The following is a 20,197-nucleotide window of genomic DNA, read 5'->3' as shown; positions in this document are numbered from 1 at the left end:
GGGAAAAATAATACGGCTGTAAAAAAACAGCCCTCCAGATAGAAGGCTGTTTTGGTTTACTGAGTTATAATGCGAAATCACGAATCGCTTTTGCTACACCGTTTTCAGCGTTTGAAGTGGTAAAGGCATCTGCAACATCTTTGACGGCATCTTTTGCATTGCCCATTGCAACGCCTGTTCCGGCATATTCGATCATGTGCACATCGTTTCCGCTGTCGCCGATAGACATGACCCGTTCACGCGGAATATCCAAGCTGTTCGCTAAATCTTCCAGTGCAATCCCCTTGTTTGCTTTCTTGTTTAAGAATTCTAAAAAGTAGGGTTCACTGCGTAAGATAGTGTACTTTTCCCATAATTCATTTGGCAGTTGAGCAATAGCTGCTTCTAAAATCGGTTCTTCATCAATCATCATCATTTTATTATAAGGAGTTTTAGGATCCATTTCTTCAACAGGGCTGTAAAACAACGGGACTTCATTAATAAAGGATTCCACAACAGAATATTTTCCAATATCTTTATTTGGGGTATAAATGCCGTCATTACGAATGGCATGGAAATGAACGCCGGCTTCTCTAGCGGCTTTTTCAAGAATCAGATAATCTTCGTGATCCATGGTATGCTGAGAAATCACTTCTTCTGTATCAGATTTTTGTACAAGTGCACCGTTATAGGTGATAACGTAATCACCAGTATTTTTAAGGTCCAACTCATCTAAATAAGAAATAACACCTGGGTAAGGTCGGCCGGTACATAAAACTATTTTGATTCCAGCTTGTTTTGCTTCGTGGATTGCTTTTTTCACTTCATCTGTGACTTTGCGATCCGGGTTTAACAAGGTTCCATCCATATCGATGGCGATTAAATCTTTTTTCATAGGATTATTATTCTCCACTTCTATTGTTTTTTACTCGGATCATTGATCCGGTCATTTTTAATGTAACGTTGAAACTCATCATAATACTCCTGAAACATACTGACTTCCTGATTCTCTTTAGTACCTTCCAGAAATTCTTTCGGGACAAACAGTCGATGGTCACCATGCAGATTTCCGCTGAGCGACCGGACGATTGGGCTGGCTTCGCTGAGTTCGACCAGCGTTCCGTCTCCGTACATCAGATGGATCGGTGTTTTGCTTTTCAACTTATAGTCATACGGCAAGTCAGAACTGCTGTTGATGCGCGTGAAGATTTCTTTGTCATAGTTCAATTCTTCAACGATATCCTGCAGTTTTTCGATAATCGGTTCATCCTGTCCTTTTTGATAGGCGACGGATTTGAATGGTCGTCTATTCAAAAACATGGTCGACAATTCACTCAGATAGGCATCATCACTGGTTGTCCAAAGGTTGATAGCTGTCTGGATGACACCATCGTCTAACCGCAGATAATCATCAAGAGTATAGTCTTCTTTGAAAAAAGGTTCCAGCAGCGGAAATGCAGGATACAGTTCACCGTTCTGATAGAGCTGTTTGGCACGGTAGAGCAAGCGGTCCAAAGTCACTTCCATTCCGCGTGAAGCAGGGTGGAAATAAACTTGCATGTACATTTGAAAACGGCTGACCACATAGTCTTCTACGGCATGCATACCCTGATACTGAAAAGCGATCCCTTTATCATAAGGACGGATGACACGAAGAATACGCGATAAATCGAAAGCGCCATAGGTTGCTCCGGTAAAAAAGGCATCCCGCTGCAGATAATCCATCCGGTCAGCATCAATTTGACTGGAAATCAGCTGGACGACCTGTGGATTCTTGTGTTCTTTTGTAATCACACTGGCTACTTGATTCGGGAAGTCAGGAGAAACCCGGCTCAAGACTTCGTGAATTTCTGTTCCTTCCGTCAGAATAATATCAGTGGTAAAAGCTTCGTGATCGGTATCAAAGATTTTTTCAAAGGTATGAGAAAACGGTCCGTGACCCAGATCATGCAGAAGCGCAGCACATAGTGTGACTAGACGCATGCTCAGATCCCACTCTTTCGGATAATTGCGTTCAAACATATCGACGATCTTGCGTGTAATCTCATACACGCCCAAGGAATGAGAAAAGCGAGAATGTTCTGCGCCGTGGAAGGTGAATTGTGCAGTTCCTAATTGCTTGATTCTGCGCAGTCGCTGGAATTCTTTTGTGTCGATCAGCTCTAGAATGATTTTGTGTCTGACATGTACATAATCGTGCACAGGATCTTTAAAAACTTTTTCAAAAGGCAAGCGATCGATTCGTTCAAATTTGTCTGCACTCATATAGTTCTGCTGTCGCTGCCGAATGACTCGTCAAAATAGGATTGAATCTCCAGCATGCTGCTGCGATCAAGCAGGCGGCCCCTTTCTTTTTTCAGCAATCAGTTTTTAGAAGATGCTCTTCTCAAGTTTTCAGGTCGTAAATAGTGCCAGAAAGCGTGAAGAGTATCCACTTTAAAGTAGTTTTTCATTTCGTTTTTTCATTTTTTTCATACCAGCTTGATAGGCCATATGAATGTCTTCTGAGTAGGTACCTGTTGTAAGTTCAGCTCCCCAGTTTCTAAGTGTTTGTTCAAGCTTGTATTTAACCTGTCTAACAGATAAAGAGGTTTCGAATGCAGCTTCTAAAGTGGTCATGGAAGAGGGGCGAACATCAGGAAAATGCCATCTGTCTTGTTCATGCGCATCGCCTTTTTGATAGAAATCTTGAATCAGTTGTCCGCGTTCCAGCTGGTTGCCGCTTACACTCAAATAAATCATAATGGCAATCCCGCCTTTGATCCGGCGCTGAGAAATACCCGCGATTTTTTTTCCGTCGATACTCAAATCATAATCACCGGGACAATAAGAATCAGGGATCTCAACTGCATCGATCGTTTTACCATACTCTTGAAATGATTCAGCAATCAGTGCATGCATTCGCTGGTATCCTTCGTTGATGGTCATGCGCTGTTCTTCTTCAGGGAAAATCAAGGAGACATTCAAAATTCCCGGGTCACTGACTACAGCTAATCCCCCCGAATTGCGAACCACTAATGCATAATCGGACTGTCTGATGACAGATAGTGCTGAGTCGAAAGCGGGAAGTTTAGTGTCCATCATCCCCAGTATAACCAGCGGATCTGTTTTCCAGAAGTGGAGAATACCTTGGCTGGTTTTACCGGCGTATTCAATAAATGCGTCTGTTAGAGCAAATGGTGCTGAAGGTGTATAAGGATACGGCACGGAGTCCGAATCATACAGTAAATAAGGCAGATGTACCGGAACCGAATGGTTATTTAATACAGTCATGTTGAGTCTTCTTTCATCATATTCAATTTGTTCAGCAAAAGTGCTTATCTTCAGTATAACAAAGATAGGATTTTTTGCCTATCATCCATTATAAAAAGGAAGTATGAGACGTCCCTATCATTTTATGATAAACTAAGACCTGTAGAATCACGTATGTGAAGTGCAGATAACCGGAAATACAGAAAGGAGATTCAACTGTGCCCTCAAAAGAATTAACAAATGGAATGCCGGCAGAAATTGTGATGAATTCTTCGTTTGTACAAAATGGAGAAACCCATCATCATAAATTTGAAGAAAAAGGCCGTATTGTATATATGAATAACAGTTATTACATTCGTTATGAAGAAAAACATCCTGGAGAGCCGGATGTACCGGTCACGGTTAAAATCAATCCGAATGGAACGGTCAACTTGATCAGAAGAGGAGAGTTCCTGACAAGGTTAACATTCAACAGTGAAGAAAAGACGGAAACCCAGTACAAAACACCTGCGGGAATCATGCCGATCCGGATTGAAACAGAAGACTTGAAGATCAGCTACTATGACCGTCCGTTTGCAGGAAGAGTTTCTGTGAATTATGAATTATATTTCGATGAAGAACTGCTAGGTTCTTATCAAATAAGATTGCGTTTTACTACGTGATAAGGTAGTATAAATTGGATGCCGTAACTAGACGGTCAGCAAGTAATTGACAATTAGTCAACTGCATTCGTCATCCAAAATAGATGACGGCCGAATGATCATAAACAATATATAGAGAAGACAAGAAAGGTCGTGTGGGATTTGGAATTGAAACAATTCGAAGATCAATCGAAAAAAGAACTTGCAATGGTAGACGTAGCACACGCTATTTTAGAAAATACAGGCGAAGTTACAAATTATAATGACTTGCTTGTACAAGTAGCGGAATATTTAGAGTTGAGTGACGAAGAACTAGAGGCACAAATGGTTCAATTTTATACAGATTTGAACATTGACGGCCGCTTTATTTCCTTAGGATCTAACCGCTGGGGACTTCGCGGATGGTATCCAGTCGATTCGATCGATGAAGAAATCACGCACGATAACGATGCAGAAGATGAAAGACCGCGCCCTAGAAATCGTCAAGGTTTTGACGAAGTAGACGTTGAAGACTTCGATGATGCAGAAGACGAAGAAGAAGATGAAGACGACGGGATTGAATACGGTGCGCGTGTTGATGTTGATGAGCACGGTGTTATGGTCGATGATGAAGATGAGGAAGATCTAGGCGATTATAAAGAGGATCTGGATGACCTGGGTGACGACGATGAAGATGAAAATATTGCTGGACTTACCGTTGTAGACGATGAAGACGTATTGGAAGATGACGAAGAAGACGAGTAATCTTCTTGAACAGCAAGCTCTGATAGATGACAGCTCAATTGAAAATAAACCTTGACGAAGCTTAGTGAAGTGGTTATTATATTTATTGGGCACCCTAAGAGGCTGAGCTGTACTTTTTATAAAAAACAGCTGAACTCAAAGGGGCAGAGCGGAACACTATATATAAAGCTCCCTATTCTATAATAGAATAGGGAGCTTTCTCTTTTTTAGAAGCCAAGCACCTGGAGAAACACTTGAAAAAGAATAGAGAACAGTAATCAGAGTCTCTATATACTCTAGGTGCAGTACCTGCACTGAACTTTCCCAACATCAATCTATCAGGAGGAATACAAATGACAAAATATATCTTTGTAACAGGCGGCGTAGTATCGTCGATCGGAAAAGGAATCGCAGCAGCTTCCCTAGGTCGTTTACTGAAAAACCGCGGCTTGAAAGTGACAATCCAGAAATTTGATCCATATATCAATGTGGATCCGGGAACAATGAGTCCTTATCAGCACGGAGAAGTATTTGTAACAGATGATGGAGCAGAGACCGATCTGGACTTGGGACACTACGAACGATTCATCGACATCAATTTGAATCAGTATTCAAACGTAACAACGGGAAAAGTTTATTCAGAAGTCTTGAACAAGGAACGCCGAGGAGACTATCTGGGCGCTACCGTTCAAGTCATTCCTCATATTACCAATGAAATCAAGCAGAAAATCATGCGAGCTGCACAAACCACAGACTCTGATATTATTATTACAGAAGTCGGCGGAACGGTTGGAGATATTGAATCTTTGCCATTCCTTGAAGCGCTTCGTCAAATGAAAAGCGAAGTTGGATCTGATAACGTTATGTATATCCATACGACGCTGATTCCTTACCTGAAAGCAGCGGGAGAAATGAAAACAAAACCGACTCAGCACAGTGTAAAAGAATTGCGCAGTCTAGGAATTCAGCCTAACCTGCTGATTGTAAGAACGGAATATCCGTTAGACCAGCATACAAAAGACAAATTGGCGTTATTTACTGATGTAGATTCAAAAGCCGTTATTGAATCAAGGGATGTAGATACACTCTATACCATTCCTTTGAACTTGCAGAAACAGCATATGGATCAGATCGTTGTGGATCATTTGAAACTAGATGTTCCAGAAGCGGATATGACAGAGTGGAAAGAACTGGAAGAAAAAGTTCAGAACTTGAAACACATGACACGCATTGCCATTGTCGGGAAGTATGTTGAATTACCCGATGCGTATCTTTCTGTAGTAGAGGCATTGAAACATGCTGGATATGCAGTCGACTCTGATATCGACATCAAGTGGATCAATGCAGAAAAACTGGAACCTTCAGAACTGGTCAGCCAGCTTAAGGATGTCGATGGGATTCTGGTTCCAGGCGGATTCGGATCTAGAGGGCTTGAAGGAAAACTATTGGCGATCCAGTATGCTCGTGAAAATAAAGTGCCGTATTTCGGTATCTGCTTAGGCATGCAGCTGGCAACTATTGAATATGCGCGTAATGTAGCGAAAATTGCAGGTGCAGGAACAGCGGAAGTTGATCCGGACATCGAACACAACATCATTGACTTAATGCCCGACCAAAAAGATGTGGTTGAAATGGGCGGAACGCTAAGACTGGGTCTATATCCTTGTAAATTGGAAAAAGGGACGGTTACAGCAGCGGCTTATGGTAATCAAGAAGTCGTTCAAGAGCGTCACAGACACCGTTATGAGTTTAACAATGAATACCGTGAGATTCTGGAAAATAGTGGACTAGTCTTCTCAGGTGTATCTCCGGATAATCGTCTCGTTGAGATTGTTGAAGTTTCTGATCACCCATTCTTTGTAGGATGCCAGTTCCATCCTGAGTTTATATCAAGACCTGATCGTCCTCAACCATTATTTGCGGCGTTCGTTGAAAAGTCGTTAAACAGCCAGCTTGAGCAGTAATCGGCAGCTCTATGAGAAAGTGGCAAATTCTCTCATAAAATTAGAAGAAGATAATGGATAATTGAATTCCGTTTAATTATGCAGATTTGACTAGTTTTATTTGTGAATTTTGTTTATAATGATAAAGAAACCGAAAGTCAAGCCTCGGTTTAAAAGTGCGCAAAATTTTAAGGAGGAACTTATTACATGACTCGTTTAGTAAGTATGACAGAGATGTTGAACAAAGCTCTAGAAGGCAAATATGCCGTAGGACAATTCAACATCAACAACTTAGAATGGACTCAAGCTATTCTACAAGCAGCTCAAGAAGAAAAATCTCCAGTAATCCTGGGTGTTTCTGAAGGAGCAGCAAAATACATGGGCGGATTCAAAGTTGTTACAGCTATGGTTAACGCTTTGATGGAAACTATGGATATCACTGTACCAGTAGCGGTACACTTGGACCACGGTTCTTCATTAGAAACATGTACGGCTGCGATCGATGCCGGATTTTCTTCAGTAATGATCGACAACTCTAAATTCCCGATTGATGAAAATATTGAAGCAACTAAAAAAGTTGTAGAATATGCTCATTCAAAAGGTGCTTCTGTTGAAGCGGAAGTTGGATCTGTAGGCGGAAACGAAGACGGCGTTATCGGTAACGTGAACTATGCAGACGCTCAAGAATGTAAACGTATGGTAACTGAAGCTAAAATCGACGCTTTAGCTGCTGCTCTTGGATCTGTTCACGGAGACTACGTTGGCGAACCAAAACTTGGATTCGACGAAATGAAAGAAATTTCTGAACTAACTGGCGCACCTTTAGTATTACACGGTGGTTCTGGTATTCCAACTCACCAAATCAAACAAGCAATCGAGTACGGACACACTAAAATCAACGTAAATACTGAATTACAACAAGTTTGGACTAAACGTACGCGTGACGTTCTTGCTAATGACGAAAAAGTTTACGATCCTCGTAAAGTTATCGGACCTGGTAAAGAAAACATCATTGCTACAACTAAAGCTAAAATGCAAGAATTCGGTTCTTCAAACCAAGCTTAATCAGTCTAAAACCTAAAAAAAGACGTCTGGATTATTCCGGGCGTCTTTTTTACATACAGATGTAGAAGAGATGTCAGCGGGCTATCATTCTCTCTTAAAATATTGTATTCTATCGTTGGATTGTTTATACTTATGTGTGTTTAAAACTATGAATAAAGTAAAGGGGATTCCTTTGAAAAGATTATCAACCAAAGATCTCGTCCAAATCGCGTTATTAACTTCGATGCTCTCCGTTGCGTCCGTATTCGTTATTCCGATCGGCCCCGTTCCTATAACACTGCAAGTTTTCTTTTTCTTACTGATTCCCGCATTGATGGGTCCATTTAAAGGGACGTTATCGATCCTGCTCTATATTTTACTAGGTTTAATCGGCTTCCCAGTGTTTGCTGGCGGTTCAGGCGGTTTCCAGAGTATTTTATCTCCAGCTTTCGGTTATATTATAGGAGCTGTTTTTGTGAGTTTGATCGTCGGTAAACTGTATCAATATAAAACTTCTAGTCTTTATAGAATTTCAACGATGTTTATAGGTATCCTGGTTCTTTATGTAGTAGGGATCAGTTATCAGTATTTCATTATGAACGTATATTTACAGACGCCGATTACCCTGCAGACCATTTTCCTGACGAACCTGACGACATTTTTGCCGATCGATATGATCAAGGCGTTTGCAGCCGGAATCGTCTGTCAGCGACTAGAATCCGTTTTAATGAGAACGGCATAAATCTGCTGAACGTCTGATTAAACCATAAAGGCTTTTAACTGAACGATAAATTTTTGAAAAGAGGCTATGAAGACAGTTATGAAAAAACTACTGATCAACGGCGGAAAAAGACTGACCGGTGAAGTCACGATATCAGGTGCTAAAAATAGTGCCGTTGCTTTGATTCCCGCAGCAATCCTTGCAAATTCTCCTGTTACATTAGAAGGAGTACCGGATATCCAAGATGTCCATTCTTTAATCGAAATTCTAGCTGACATGAACGTAAAAACGACTTTTGACGGCTCTACACTTGTGATCGATCCTACTGAAATGGTCTCCATTCCAATGCCGAGCGGTAAAATCAAAAGCCTGAGAGCTTCTTATTATTTCATGGGTGCATTACTGACAAAATATGGTCAAGGTGTTGTAGGGCTGCCGGGTGGATGTTTCTTAGGACCGCGTCCGATCGATCAGCATTTAAAAGGATTCCGTGCTTTAGGCGCCTCTGTGGAAAATGAACTAGGTGCAATGTATTTAAAAACAGAACCATCCGGACTTCAAGCAGCTCGTATTTATTTTGATGTGGTCTCTATTGGCGCTACGATCAATGTGATGCTGGCAGCAGTAAAGGCGAAAGGCAGAACTGTTATTGAAAATGCAGCTCGTGAACCGGAGATTATCGATATTGCAACCCTGCTGAATAATATGGGGGCTAAAATCCGCGGTGCTGGTACAGATGTCATTCGTATTGATGGCGTCGAAGAACTGCATGGCTGTCGTCATACTGTGATTCCTGACCGCATTGAGGCCGGAACCTATTTAATCATGGCTGCAGCGGCTGGAGATGATGTGCTGGTAAACAATGTCATTGTCGAACATATTGAAGGGCTGATTGCCAAGCTGGAAGAAATGGGTGTTCCGATGGAAATCGGCGAAGACTCAGTCCGTGTCCGGAAACCGAGCGGCCGGCTGAAAGGGATCTCTGTCAAAACGCTGCCGTATCCAGGGTTTGCAACCGACTTGCAGCAGCCATTCACACCGCTGCTGATGCTGGCTGACGGAGATTCAACCATCATTGATACGATCTATCCTAAACGAGTTAAACATATTCCAGAATTAAATCGAATGGGTGCAAAAGCAAAAGTGACCAGTGATATTATTATGATCGAAGGAAATAACCAGCTGGATGGCGCACAAGTTGCGGCAAGTGATTTACGTGCAGGTGCATGTCTAGTGATCGCCGGTCTGATCGCAAATGGCGAGACAGAAATCACTGGCGTAGAGAACATTCTGCGCGGATACGCAGACATTGTTGGGAAAATGACGGCACTTGGAGCCGATATCCGCATGGAAGAAGCGGAAGAGACCGATTAAATCGAACTGAAACCAATGAATAGGGGAAACAAAGTGGCAAACTTTTTAACGTTTGACGATCTGCAGAAAAAAACCTTAAAAGAAATCTATGAACTGGCAAAAAATTTGAAAATACCCTATTACAGCCAAATGAATAAAAAAGAATTATCGCTGGCTGTGATTCGAGTGCAAGAAGAAAAACAAGGGTATTTTCAAGTATCCGGCGTATTGGACAAAATCTATAATCAGGATTTTGGCTTTCTGCGTCCGATCAACTACGCACACAGTAATGAAGATATCTACATTTCTGCCTCGCAAATGACCCGTTTTGGATTGCGTAACGGAGATAAAATCACCGGAACAGCGAGACCGCCGAAATCAGGAGAACGGTATTACGGGCTGATGAACGTCCGCCAAGTCAATGGAAAAGATCCGGAAGAAGCCAGAGAAAGACCGCATTTCCCGGCCCTAACACCACTATATCCAGAAAAACGCATCCAGCTGGAATCTTCTGCAAAAGATCTTTCTGCTAGAATGGTTGACTTGATTGCGCCCATTGGATTTGGTCAGCGCGGGTTGATCGTCGCACCTCCAAAAGTCGGTAAAACGACGATCTTGAAAGAAATTGCCAATGGTATCAAACAGAATCATCCAGAGGTCGAATTGATCGTTCTGTTAATTGATGAGCGTCCTGAGGAAGTGACAGATCTGGAAAGAAGTATTGATGGAGAAGTCGTCCATTCTACATTTGACCAGCAGCCGCAGAATCACGTTAAAGTCAGCGAGCTAGTACTGGAACGTGCGAGAAGACTGGTGGAAGATAAACGAGATGTGGTCATCCTGATGGATAGCATCACTCGTTTAGCACGGGCTTATAACTTGGTAGAACAGCCGAGTGGGCGGACATTGAGCGGCGGAATCGATCCTGCAGCATTGTATCGTCCTAAACGATTCTTCGGGTCAGCGCGTAATGTAGAGGAAGGCGGAAGCTTGACGATCGTTGCTACAGCGCTGGTGGATACGGGAAGCCGTATGGATGACGTGATTTATGAAGAATTCAAAGGGACTGGTAATATGGAGCTGCATCTGTCCAGAGACTTGGCAGAACGCAGGATTTTCCCGGCAATCGATATCAGACGTTCCAGCACAAGAAAAGAAGATATGCTGTTAACAAAAGAACAGTATGAAGCAGTCTACAAACTGCGTCGCGGTATGCGAAATGATTCGCTGGAATATACAGACCAGTTTATCAAAACTCTGCGCAGACATAAGAAAAACGAACAGTTCGTTCAAAAAGTCCTGCAGCAGAAAGGTTGACCAGTCACAAAAAGTCATAAAATATCATGAAAAAACATTGCGTGAATGGTTCAATCATGCTATGATATCTAATGTTGCATACAAACTTAAAAAGTGGGAAAGCATGCCTGCAGATAAGCCGGTACATGGTGATTCAACTTTTTATGATAGAAGACAACTATGGAATCGCAGAGATTTCATGGCACAAGGAGTGAAAAGAATATGAAACAAGAAATCCATCCAACATATAATCAAGTCGTATTTATGGACACAACTACAGGATACAAATTCTTGACTGGGTCTACTAAAACTTCAAATGAAACAGTTGAATGGGAAGACGGAAATGAATATCCACTAATTCGTGTGGAAATTTCTTCTGATTCTCATCCATTCTACACTGGTCGTCAAAAATTTGCGCAAGCAGATGGACGTATCGACCGTTTCAACAAAAAATACGGTTTGGCAGACAGCGAATAATCAGTATTGTAAGAAAGCTCTGGATATCCAGAGCTTTTTTTATACGCCAAAAACAGCTGATCGGCAAGTTGGTTTATAGATCTGTACATACTTTTAGTTGTTTAACCTAGGTTTTGTTGCTAAAATAATCGTTGTAACAACAGACCAGAATGATCGAATATACCCCTTTTATTAAATGGATAAAAACTGCGATAGGGCAAAGGAGCGTTTTGATGAATATCATTTTACTCTATGGAGGAAAAAGTGCTGAACATGACATTTCGATTCTTTCAGCCTACTCTATTTTAAAAGAAATCTACTACAATTATTATCAAGTGACACCAGTGTATATTACGCGAGAAGGCAAGTGGCTGAAAGGCAGCGATATTACGGATGCTGATCAAGTCACAGATGCTCAGCAGTTGAAGTTAGAAGATAATGGAAATGAACTGCATTTCTCTGACTTGCCAAAAGAAGATACCATCGTTTTCCCAGTCCTGCATGGTCCAAACGGCGAAGATGGAACGGTTCAAGGGCTGCTGGAAGTGCTGGATATCCCATACGTTGGTGCAGGCGTATTAGCGAGCGCAGCGGGAATGGATAAGATTATCAGTAAAGTATTGTTCAAAGAAGCAGGGCTGCCGATCGTTCCTTATGTAGATGTGAAAAAGTCAGACTGGAAAGTGGATTTAAAAGCAGTTGTTCAAGAAGCGGAACAAGTGCTGCCGTATCCTATGTTCGTCAAGCCTGCTAATATGGGCTCCAGCGTGGGTATCTCTCAGGCAACTACACAAAAAGAGCTGATCGAAGCAGTAAATAAAGCTTTTGAATTCGATCGTCGAGTCTTGATTGAAAAAGGGATCCAAGCACGTGAACTGGAAGTGGCTGTGCTGGGGAATGAAGATATCAATACATCTGTCCCGGGAGAGTTGGTCAAAGAACAGCAATTCTATGATTATGAGTCCAAGTATTTATCAAATGAAGTGGTGCCGCAGATTCCGGCTGATGTGTCTGAAGACATTTCAAAACGGTTAAGAGAATATGCAGCTAAAGCCTTTATGGCGATTGACGGGAATGGATTAACACGGGTAGACTTTTTCGTAACTGAAAATGAAGAGATTTTTATCAATGAGGTCAATACATTCCCTGGATTTACGAATTATAGTATGTATCCGAGATTGTGGGAGAAAACCGGGTTGGCGTATGGCGATCTGATTGAGGAAATGATTCAATTGGGACTGCGTCGTTTTAAGGTTAGACAGCAGCAGGCATTGAAGGATAGAGAATAAAGCGGATTGAAATCAAACAAGGAGTGCGGGATTAGAGGTGTTCCTTGAGGCAATGGAGAGAATAAGAGAATGAAATGGACACTGAAAGAAATTGCGTCAGCTACGGATGGCGTGCTTTATCATGCAGATGATGAAAATAAGGAAGTTGTAAAGGCGGCTTTTGACTCGCGAAGTTTACAGGAGGGCAGTTTGTTTGTGCCGCTGGTAGCTGAGCGAAACGGTCATGAGTATATTGAGAGTGCAATTTCGAATGGTGCAGCAGCTGCACTCTGGAGTGATCCAATAGAGCAGGCGCCAAAAGACCTGCCGATTATTCAAGTAGAGGATACAATGAAAGCCTTTCAGCAGTTTGCGAAATGGTATCTGAAAAAAGTGGATCCGAAAATCATCGGTGTGACCGGCAGTAATGGAAAAACGACAACAAAAGATATGGTTGAAGCGGTACTGTCAGCGAAATACAAAACGCATAAGACAGTTGGTAATTTCAATAATCATATCGGACTGCCTTATACAATCCTGGAAATGCCGGCAGATACAGAAGCCGTCGTGCTGGAAATGGGTATGAGTGAGGCTGGAGAAATCCATGTCTTGTCTATGCTGGCAGAGCCGGATGCGGCTGTTATCACGATGATTGGAGAGTCGCATATAGAATTTTTCGGTTCAAGAGCTGGAATAGCGGATGCGAAAATGGAAATTACGGATGGTTTAAAACCTGAAGGTGTGCTGATTTATCCGGGAGAAGAACCGCTGCTGGCGGAACGAACTCAAAAGCTGCCGAGTGAAAGAAAACGGACTTTTGGGAAAAATGAGGATCAGGATTTGTATGCGCTCAATGTTCAGTCAGAAATGCGCCAGACATCGTTTTCGGTAAACCAAGCCCCCGGGTTGACGATCACATTGCCGATGCCGGGAGAGTATAATGTACAGAACGCACTGGCTGCACTGCTGGTTGGATTGGAGTTTGATATTTCGATTGAACAGAGTGCAGAAAAACTGGCTCATTTTCAGTTGACCAAAAATCGTTTGGAATGGCTGGAAGGATTTAATGGAGCACAACTTTTAAACGATGCTTATAATGCGAGTCCTTCTTCTATGAAAGCTGTTTTGCGTTACTTCTCCAGTATAGAGAGCAGTGGTAAAAAGATTGTTGTATTGGGAGATGTCCTGGAATTAGGCGCATTATCTGAAGAGTTGCATAAAAGTATAGCGGAAGCTATTGATCCAAAAGCGATAGACCAGCTGATCTTGTATGGTACTGAGATGGGTGTGGTTTACAAAACCGTAAAAGAGGACTTTACGCTCGAGACCATCCGCCACTTTTCGGGGGATAAAACGCCGATGATCGATTATTTAAGAAAAACAATCCAACCAGACGATGTGGTTTTGTTGAAATCCAGTTTAGGAACAGGTATTTTGAATGTTGTTAACGAATTGAAAAAATAAATTGGTAGGTAAAACGTATTCATTGTTAAACTAGTCAATATAAGTTGAAAATGAAAACTATGCGTGCTATGATGTCTGTTGAACAATGGTTCGATATTGTTTACGCTTGTTTTTCTTATAGACAAACAATAAAGTGAGAACAAGCCATCTAATAATTAAATATGAGTCAAGAAGATTTAAAACCCTGGTGTGTCGCATCGCGCGTTTCGGATACGAACATTGGGGTCTTTATGTGAAAAGAAACGTCGAACGATCTTAGGGACAAGAAAAACCCGTTTCTTTTAAGTGATGCTGAATCTGCAGGTAGGTTACTGTGCGTTCAAGCATGACTCCTTGGCTCCCCAGACGAAATAGAAGCCAAGGAAAATAATAGGAGGAATACATTTTTGAAATTTAGCGAATTAAATATTGCACCCGAAATACTGAAATCTGTAGAAAGAATGGGATTTGAGGAAACAACACCCATTCAAGGACAAACCATTCCATTAGCATTGGAAGGGAAAGACGTTATCGGTCAAGCCCAGACAGGTACAGGAAAAACAGCTGCTTTCGGTTTGCCGATGCTGCAGAAAATCGATCCGAAAAATCACAATGTTCAAGGGTTGGTCATCGCACCTACTCGTGAATTAGCGATTCAAACACAAGAAGAGTTATTCCGTTTAAGTAGAGATAAACGAGTAAAAGTAACTTGTGTTTATGGTGGAGCAGATATTAGAAGACAGATCAAGCAAATCAAAGGCGGCGCACAAATCGTCGTAGGTACACCAGGTCGTTTGCTGGACCATATCAGACGTAAAACGCTTAAACTGGAACAAGTAGAAACGCTTGTTTTAGATGAAGCAGACGAAATGCTGAACATGGGATTCATTGAAGATATTGAGACAATCATCAGTGAAGTACCTTCTGCTCGTCAAACGCTTCTTTTCTCAGCTACAATGCCTAAACCAATCCAGCGTATTGCTGAACGTTTCATGAAAAATCCAGAAACCGTTAAAATCAAAACGAAAACATTGTCTGCTTCTACTATTGAGCAGTTCTATACAAAAGCACGCGACAATGAAAAATTCGATATTTTAACTCGTTTGATTGATGTGCAAAATCCTGATTCAGCCATCATTTTCGGTCGTACCAAACGCCGTGTAGATGAACTAGCTAAAGGACTTGAAATGCGCGGCTATCAAGCTGAAGGGATCCACGGAGACCTTTCTCAAAGTAAACGTATGAGCGTGTTGAATTCATTTAAAAAAGGAAATATTGATATCCTTGTAGCTACAGACGTTGCTGCACGTGGGTTAGATGTTTCTGGTTTAACACATGTTTATAACTATGATATTCCTCAAGATCCCGAAAGTTATGTTCACCGTATCGGACGTACGGGACGTGCTGGAGAAAAAGGAGTTTCAGTTACTTTTGTAACGCCTCAGGAAATGGGTTACCTGCGTACAGTAGAAAACCTGACTAAACAAGAAATGACAGCTCTTCGTCCACCTACCAACGACGAAGCAATTGAAAGTCAGCTGGAATCTGCAATGGAAGATATTCAAAAAACGATTGCAGAAAATGGTCTGGATCGCTATCACAATGCCGCTGAAAAATTGTTGAGTGCCTACTCAGCGGAAGATTTGGCAGCAGCATTAGTGAAATCTATGGTCAAAGACCCGACAGAAATCCCTGTAAAAATCTCACCGCAGAGACCTCTTCCTTCTAAAGACCGCAAGCGTAAAGGCGGAAAAGGCGGATATCGCGGCAGAAGCAACCGCAACAGCGGAAGCAGCAACAGACGGAATAACAATCGACGCAGTGATAACAAAGGACGTCGTGACAATTACCGTAAAGACCGTAAAAAAGGCAGCAATTAATCAATAAACCGAAGAGGTCCTTTCAAGGGCCTCTTTTTTTTAGGTCTAAAAATGGGTTTAACTGTAATATTAAAACGCAGAATCGTCATAATTTTAAGAATTCATAACAGAGTGCTCTATTATATGACTTTTACCTATGATTCTGGTAATATTAACATCAAGTCATTATGAATTGAGAGAATAGCAAATGTTTGCTGACGAAAATGAGGGAAACCAGTGATTGCAGGAATCGGGTTAGATGTAGTAGAGATCGAAAGGATTAAACTAGCTTGCGAAAGAAGAGAGACGTTCTCATCTAGAGTTTTGACACCTAACGAGCATAAAGTTTATGAAAAGTTGCAAGGGACTCGGAAAGATGAATTTTTAGCCGGAAGGTTCTCAGCGAAAGAAGCTTTTTCAAAAGCAATGGGCACTGGAATCGGCAAATTAGGATTTCATGATATTGAGATACTAAATGGACCGACAGGAAAACCGGAAGTCACCCAAACACCTTTTGATGGAAATGTCTGGATCTCGATTACCCATACTTATCAAATCGCGGCAGCCCAAGTGATTTTAGAGAAGTGATTTTAGAGGGGTGATCATCCATTCTTCATCTGTTCTCTGTTTTTTGGTCATACTTTCGTCACAATCAACTTGAATGACCTGTTTTAATAAAAGATTTTTCATGCTAAACTTATCTATAAGATGAAACTTTGCACGATTCATTTCTAAAATGTTCAAACGCAATTAATGCAAACCTGATAGTGGGATTGAAGACGTTACATTGCATTGATGAGTTTGGAGTTGGACGTTTGTAGATAAGCGATAATCTTTTGGAGGGCACGGTCATGGAAGAACAGCGCAGCAAGAAAATGATTATTGAATTAGATCAGTCAGTCTATGAAGACTTGGTCGAATATTGTGTTGAAACAAACATGGAAAAAACTCAATTGATGGCAGAAATGGTAAAGGTTTGTGTTAGAGAAAGTATGAATAAAATGGATGCCATGCGGAAGGGATATGCAGAAATGGCACACATCAATTTAGAGATCTGTTCTGAGTTTGATGGTTGTGAAAGCGAAGTGCACATGCATATCTAAAGGAACGTAACGTGCGATGAAAAGAAAGATGATTTCGGACGAAACTGACCATACTCCAAAGGGTGCCTTTGAGGAGAAAAATGCCTATGGTTAAGCGGGGAGATATATTTTATGCGGATCTGTCACCTGTCGTTGGTTCAGAACAAGGCGGAATGAGGCCTGTCTTGGTAATTCAGAACAACGTTGGGAATAAATATAGTCCGACAGTAATTGTTGCGGCGATTACGACAAAAATTCAAAAAGGGAAAATGCCGACGCACGTAGAAGTGGGCTCGGACCAAGGTCTTGAGAAAAATTCTGTCGTTTTGTTGGAACAAGTCCGTACTATCGATAAACAACGATTGCGAGACAAAGTAACTCATTTGAATTCCAATACTATGAATTCTATTGATGAAGCTCTATCTATCAGTGTAGGATTATCGAATAAATATAAACACATATAACTCAGTTAGCCCATTTACTTAGTGAAAGAGACAGAATCTGCGAATAGATTCTGTCTCTTTTTATGTAGACAGATATACAGTTATGTGATGCAAAATAAGTTGCGCAAGTTGATCGAATCGTGATACACTACTCTCGTTGTGCATCAACCGTGGTTCGAAAGCGCCAACCCACGTTATCAAAAACTAGGAGGAAAAGAATTGAAAATCAAACAATTAGTAATTAACGCAATTATAGGAGCTCTTTATGTTGTGATTACCTTAGCAGTCACGCCATTTTCGTTTGGAGTGGTACAGCTTAGACTATCTGAAATGCTGAATCATTTCGTTGTCTTCAACAGCAAATATGCTTACGGACTTAGTATTGGGGTTATTGTCGCAAATATCCTGCTGTCTCCATATGGAGTGCTGGACTGGATACTAGGCGGCGGACACACGATCATTTCTCTAATCGTTACGATACTGTTAACTAGAAAAATTGCTTCGATCCCGCTTAAAATGCTGATCAATACAGTTGTGTTCTCACTATTCACCTTCATTATTGCCTACATGCTGATGTTGAGTGGAGCAGTAGAAGAAACGTTCTGGGTTAGTTATGGATTACTGTTTGCCAGCCAATTTGTTACTATGGCAGTGGGGATCCCGATTATGATGTTCTTAAACAGCAAAATCAATTTTAATGCACAAATGGAAAAATAACTTTTGATTTTTGGCGTGAAAAAAGCAGTGCTCTCTACAAAAAAGTAGAAGAAGCACTGCTTTTTAAATGGACTCATCAGATTAGTCGTTATGAAGATCTTCAATCCCGATAATCTTAAACCCTTTACGTTCCAGCTGATTGGAAATATCATCTAATGTTCTTTCGGAAATATTCGGCTCCAGAGTAATAATTGTACGGCGCACCATATTTTCTCTTTGGACGTCTAAAGTAATACAGCTCATAATCGTACAATGGCGATTAATGATCTTAGTGATCGCTGCTAAGTCGCCTTTTTGTCCAGGGGAAGCAACTGTCAATACGTAACTCCCTTGATCAATGCTCCAAGACTGCTGAAGCAGATCGATTAAAGAACTGTGAGTCAAGATGCCGTAAAAATGGTTGTTTTCATCTAGAACAGTAATATAAGGCAAGTCTTTGATCATAAAGAAAACTTTGAAGAACGAAGAGTTCAAGTGAATATACTTCGTTGCGTTTTTTAATAAGTGGGTAACCGGCAAGTTCATGTCTCCGCCGTTAGCTTTATGACGATAAATATGCATCTTATAGATATTACCGCGGAAAATTTTCCCGCTTTCGTCTAATACTGGAACACATCTATACCCTGTTCTTTCTAATAAATCGATTGATTCTTGTAATGTTGCTGTTTCGGGAATAGTTTGCACAGCGCTTTTTGGTACAGACAGTTGTTTGATCAACATTGTTTATTTACTCCTTCTCATGTAATTATCGCTATTTTCACATTTTTATTATACCAGATAAAAGCTTTAGAAAATATAAAAAACCATGTAAAATAAATAAGAAATTCTGAATAAGAAAGCCGAGGGTCTAAAATGCATAAAAGAAATGAAATGATGGATCGACCAGTTGTGTCAGAGGAAGTCAGAGATTTTTTACGTACAGCTCAAAAACAACTAAAAGGAACACTTGGAGAAATTGAAAAAGAAGCGAATGAAAAAAGGGTCCCCGTTATCCCTCATGAAACAGTTACTTTCTTCGTATGGTTATTTGGACAAATCAAGCCTAAAGAAGTTTTGGAAATCGGAACGGCTATTGGATTCTCTGCCGGCTTAATGGCTGAGTATATGGATGAAGAAGGAAAAATCACTACGATTGACCGAAATCCTACCATGATTGAAAAAGCTAAAGCGAATTTCAAAACGTTGGAAATCGAAGATAAAGTAACCTTGCTGGAAGGTCAAGCGAACGAGTGGCTGGAAAAATTAGATGATTCCAAATATGATTTCATATTTATGGACAGTGCAAAAGCGAAATACTATGATTTCTTTCCTGAATGTATGCGCGTATTGAAGCAAAACGGTGTGCTGGCAGTAGATGACGTCTTGCAAGGGGGGACAATACTGGAAGAAGATAGTGAAATTCCTAGACGAAGAAGAAAGATCCATAAAAAACTGAATGCATTTCTGGAAATTGTTATGGATCATCCGGCTCTAGACACAACTCTCTTGCCGCTGGGAGATGGTCTATTGCTGATTACAAAAAAAGAAGACTTCGATTTCTCATTTATGAAGACGCAGGTTACTGAAGACAAAAGTTGATATATCAGCTTTTTCTGAATAAGTGCTTAAATAAATTGAAAAAAGTAGTAGAAAACTGTTGACGAGATGATCACTAACTGGTAAAGTATTACTCGTTGCTGATAACGAAATGCACGCCGAGATGTTTCATCTCACAACTGCTTTTTAAACAGTACACAAAAAAATAATTTTTAAAAAATGTTGACAACCGACCGAACATGATGTAATATTATAGAGGTCGACACAACGAGTTGGCATTTACAGAAACGCTTGATACTAAAGCGTTGGCGATTGATCTTTGAAAACTGAACAAAGTAAAACAACCAAATGTGCAGGGGTCTTCGATTCTTTATGGATCAAGACAACTATCGAATGAACAAGGTTCATTCACAATCAATACAATTGAGCTTTTCAAACTTA

Annotated in this window: 20 protein-coding genes; 16 read left to right on the top strand and 4 right to left on the bottom strand. The window is 41.0% G+C overall.

Annotated elements, in window-relative coordinates; genetic code table 11:
• Positions 1-64: 64 nt before the first annotated feature.
• From yidA to B6F02_RS01945, 3 genes are all read right to left on the bottom strand, one after another.
• Positions 65-874: a sugar-phosphatase gene (gene yidA / locus B6F02_RS01955; protein WP_080145733.1), complete on the bottom strand. Its 810-nt coding sequence runs from the start codon at positions 872-874 to the stop codon at positions 65-67.
• Between the two features lie 20 nt (positions 875-894).
• Positions 895-2,244 carry an HD domain-containing protein gene (locus B6F02_RS01950; RefSeq protein ID WP_080145732.1) on the bottom strand — a complete coding sequence of 450 codons (1,350 nt, stop codon included), beginning with the start codon at positions 2,242-2,244 and terminating at the stop codon, positions 895-897.
• A gap of 171 nt (positions 2,245-2,415) precedes the next feature.
• Positions 2,416-3,252, bottom strand: a complete 837-nt coding sequence (locus B6F02_RS01945) for a lipoate--protein ligase family protein (RefSeq protein ID WP_080145731.1) — start codon at positions 3,250-3,252, stop codon at positions 2,416-2,418.
• Positions 3,253-3,449: 197 nt separating this feature from the next.
• Here B6F02_RS01945 and B6F02_RS01940 point away from each other — a divergent pair, with 197 nt between their 5' ends.
• From B6F02_RS01940 to B6F02_RS01870, 15 genes are all read left to right on the top strand, one after another.
• Positions 3,450-3,893: a DUF1934 domain-containing protein gene (locus tag B6F02_RS01940; protein ID WP_080145730.1), complete on the top strand. Its 444-nt coding sequence runs from the start codon at positions 3,450-3,452 to the stop codon at positions 3,891-3,893.
• 132 nt (positions 3,894-4,025) lie between these two features.
• Positions 4,026-4,616, top strand: coding sequence for a DNA-directed RNA polymerase subunit delta (gene rpoE / locus B6F02_RS01935; protein WP_306293709.1), 591 nt, complete (start codon positions 4,026-4,028; stop codon positions 4,614-4,616).
• 332 nt (positions 4,617-4,948) lie between these two features.
• Positions 4,949-6,559 carry a CTP synthase gene (locus tag B6F02_RS01930; protein ID WP_080145729.1) on the top strand — a complete coding sequence of 537 codons (1,611 nt, stop codon included), beginning with the start codon at positions 4,949-4,951 and terminating at the stop codon, positions 6,557-6,559.
• A gap of 186 nt (positions 6,560-6,745) precedes the next feature.
• Positions 6,746-7,603 (top strand): class II fructose-1,6-bisphosphate aldolase, encoded by an 858-nt coding sequence (gene fba, locus B6F02_RS01925; protein ID WP_080145728.1) that lies wholly within the window; start codon positions 6,746-6,748, stop codon positions 7,601-7,603.
• A gap of 172 nt (positions 7,604-7,775) precedes the next feature.
• Entirely contained in the window at positions 7,776-8,324 is a 549-nt protein-coding gene (locus tag B6F02_RS01920) for a biotin transporter BioY (RefSeq protein ID WP_179128504.1), read from the top strand.
• Positions 8,325-8,402: 78 nt separating this feature from the next.
• Complete coding sequence (locus B6F02_RS01915; RefSeq protein ID WP_080146066.1) at positions 8,403-9,677, top strand: UDP-N-acetylglucosamine 1-carboxyvinyltransferase; 1,275 nt, start codon at positions 8,403-8,405, stop codon at positions 9,675-9,677.
• Positions 9,678-9,692: 15 nt separating this feature from the next.
• The gene (rho, locus tag B6F02_RS01910) at positions 9,693-10,973 is read left to right on the top strand and encodes a transcription termination factor Rho (protein ID WP_372924826.1); all 1,281 of its coding nucleotides are present in this window, start codon (positions 9,693-9,695) and stop codon (positions 10,971-10,973) included.
• Positions 10,974-11,174: 201 nt separating this feature from the next.
• The gene (locus tag B6F02_RS01905) at positions 11,175-11,429 is read left to right on the top strand and encodes a type B 50S ribosomal protein L31 (RefSeq protein WP_080145725.1); all 255 of its coding nucleotides are present in this window, start codon (positions 11,175-11,177) and stop codon (positions 11,427-11,429) included.
• 212 nt (positions 11,430-11,641) lie between these two features.
• Positions 11,642-12,697, top strand: a complete 1,056-nt coding sequence (locus B6F02_RS01900; RefSeq protein ID WP_080145724.1) for a D-alanine--D-alanine ligase — start codon at positions 11,642-11,644, stop codon at positions 12,695-12,697.
• Between the two features lie 69 nt (positions 12,698-12,766).
• Positions 12,767-14,140 (top strand): UDP-N-acetylmuramoyl-tripeptide--D-alanyl-D-alanine ligase, encoded by a 1,374-nt coding sequence (locus B6F02_RS01895; RefSeq protein WP_080145723.1) that lies wholly within the window; start codon positions 12,767-12,769, stop codon positions 14,138-14,140.
• A gap of 386 nt (positions 14,141-14,526) precedes the next feature.
• Positions 14,527-15,999 carry a DEAD/DEAH box helicase gene (locus B6F02_RS01890; protein ID WP_080145722.1) on the top strand — a complete coding sequence of 491 codons (1,473 nt, stop codon included), beginning with the start codon at positions 14,527-14,529 and terminating at the stop codon, positions 15,997-15,999.
• A 216-nt stretch (positions 16,000-16,215) separates the two neighbouring features.
• On the top strand, positions 16,216-16,566 hold the full coding sequence (gene acpS, locus B6F02_RS01885) for a holo-ACP synthase (protein ID WP_080145721.1): 351 nt from the start codon (positions 16,216-16,218) through the stop codon (positions 16,564-16,566).
• Positions 16,567-16,829: 263 nt separating this feature from the next.
• Positions 16,830-17,081 carry a hypothetical protein gene (locus tag B6F02_RS01880; RefSeq protein ID WP_080145720.1) on the top strand — a complete coding sequence of 84 codons (252 nt, stop codon included), beginning with the start codon at positions 16,830-16,832 and terminating at the stop codon, positions 17,079-17,081.
• Positions 17,082-17,167: 86 nt separating this feature from the next.
• Positions 17,168-17,524 (top strand): type II toxin-antitoxin system PemK/MazF family toxin, encoded by a 357-nt coding sequence (locus B6F02_RS01875; RefSeq protein ID WP_080145719.1) that lies wholly within the window; start codon positions 17,168-17,170, stop codon positions 17,522-17,524.
• Between the two features lie 198 nt (positions 17,525-17,722).
• Entirely contained in the window at positions 17,723-18,220 is a 498-nt protein-coding gene (locus tag B6F02_RS01870; RefSeq protein WP_179128503.1) for a QueT transporter family protein, read from the top strand.
• A gap of 81 nt (positions 18,221-18,301) precedes the next feature.
• On the opposite strand, the gene cbpA is transcribed toward B6F02_RS01870, so the two are convergent.
• Entirely contained in the window at positions 18,302-18,940 is a 639-nt protein-coding gene (gene cbpA / locus B6F02_RS01865) for a cyclic di-AMP binding protein CbpA (RefSeq protein ID WP_080145717.1), read from the bottom strand.
• A 132-nt stretch (positions 18,941-19,072) separates the two neighbouring features.
• Here cbpA and B6F02_RS01860 point away from each other — a divergent pair, with 132 nt between their 5' ends.
• Positions 19,073-19,798, top strand: a complete 726-nt coding sequence (locus B6F02_RS01860; RefSeq protein WP_080145716.1) for an O-methyltransferase — start codon at positions 19,073-19,075, stop codon at positions 19,796-19,798.
• The last annotated feature ends 399 nt before the right edge of the window (positions 19,799-20,197 follow it).

Origin of the sequence: Marinilactibacillus piezotolerans (genome assembly GCF_900169305.1) — a bacterium.
Taxonomy (GTDB): domain Bacteria; phylum Bacillota; class Bacilli; order Lactobacillales; family Carnobacteriaceae_A; genus Marinilactibacillus; species Marinilactibacillus piezotolerans_A.
This window is presented reverse-complemented; position numbering and strand designations above follow the sequence as displayed.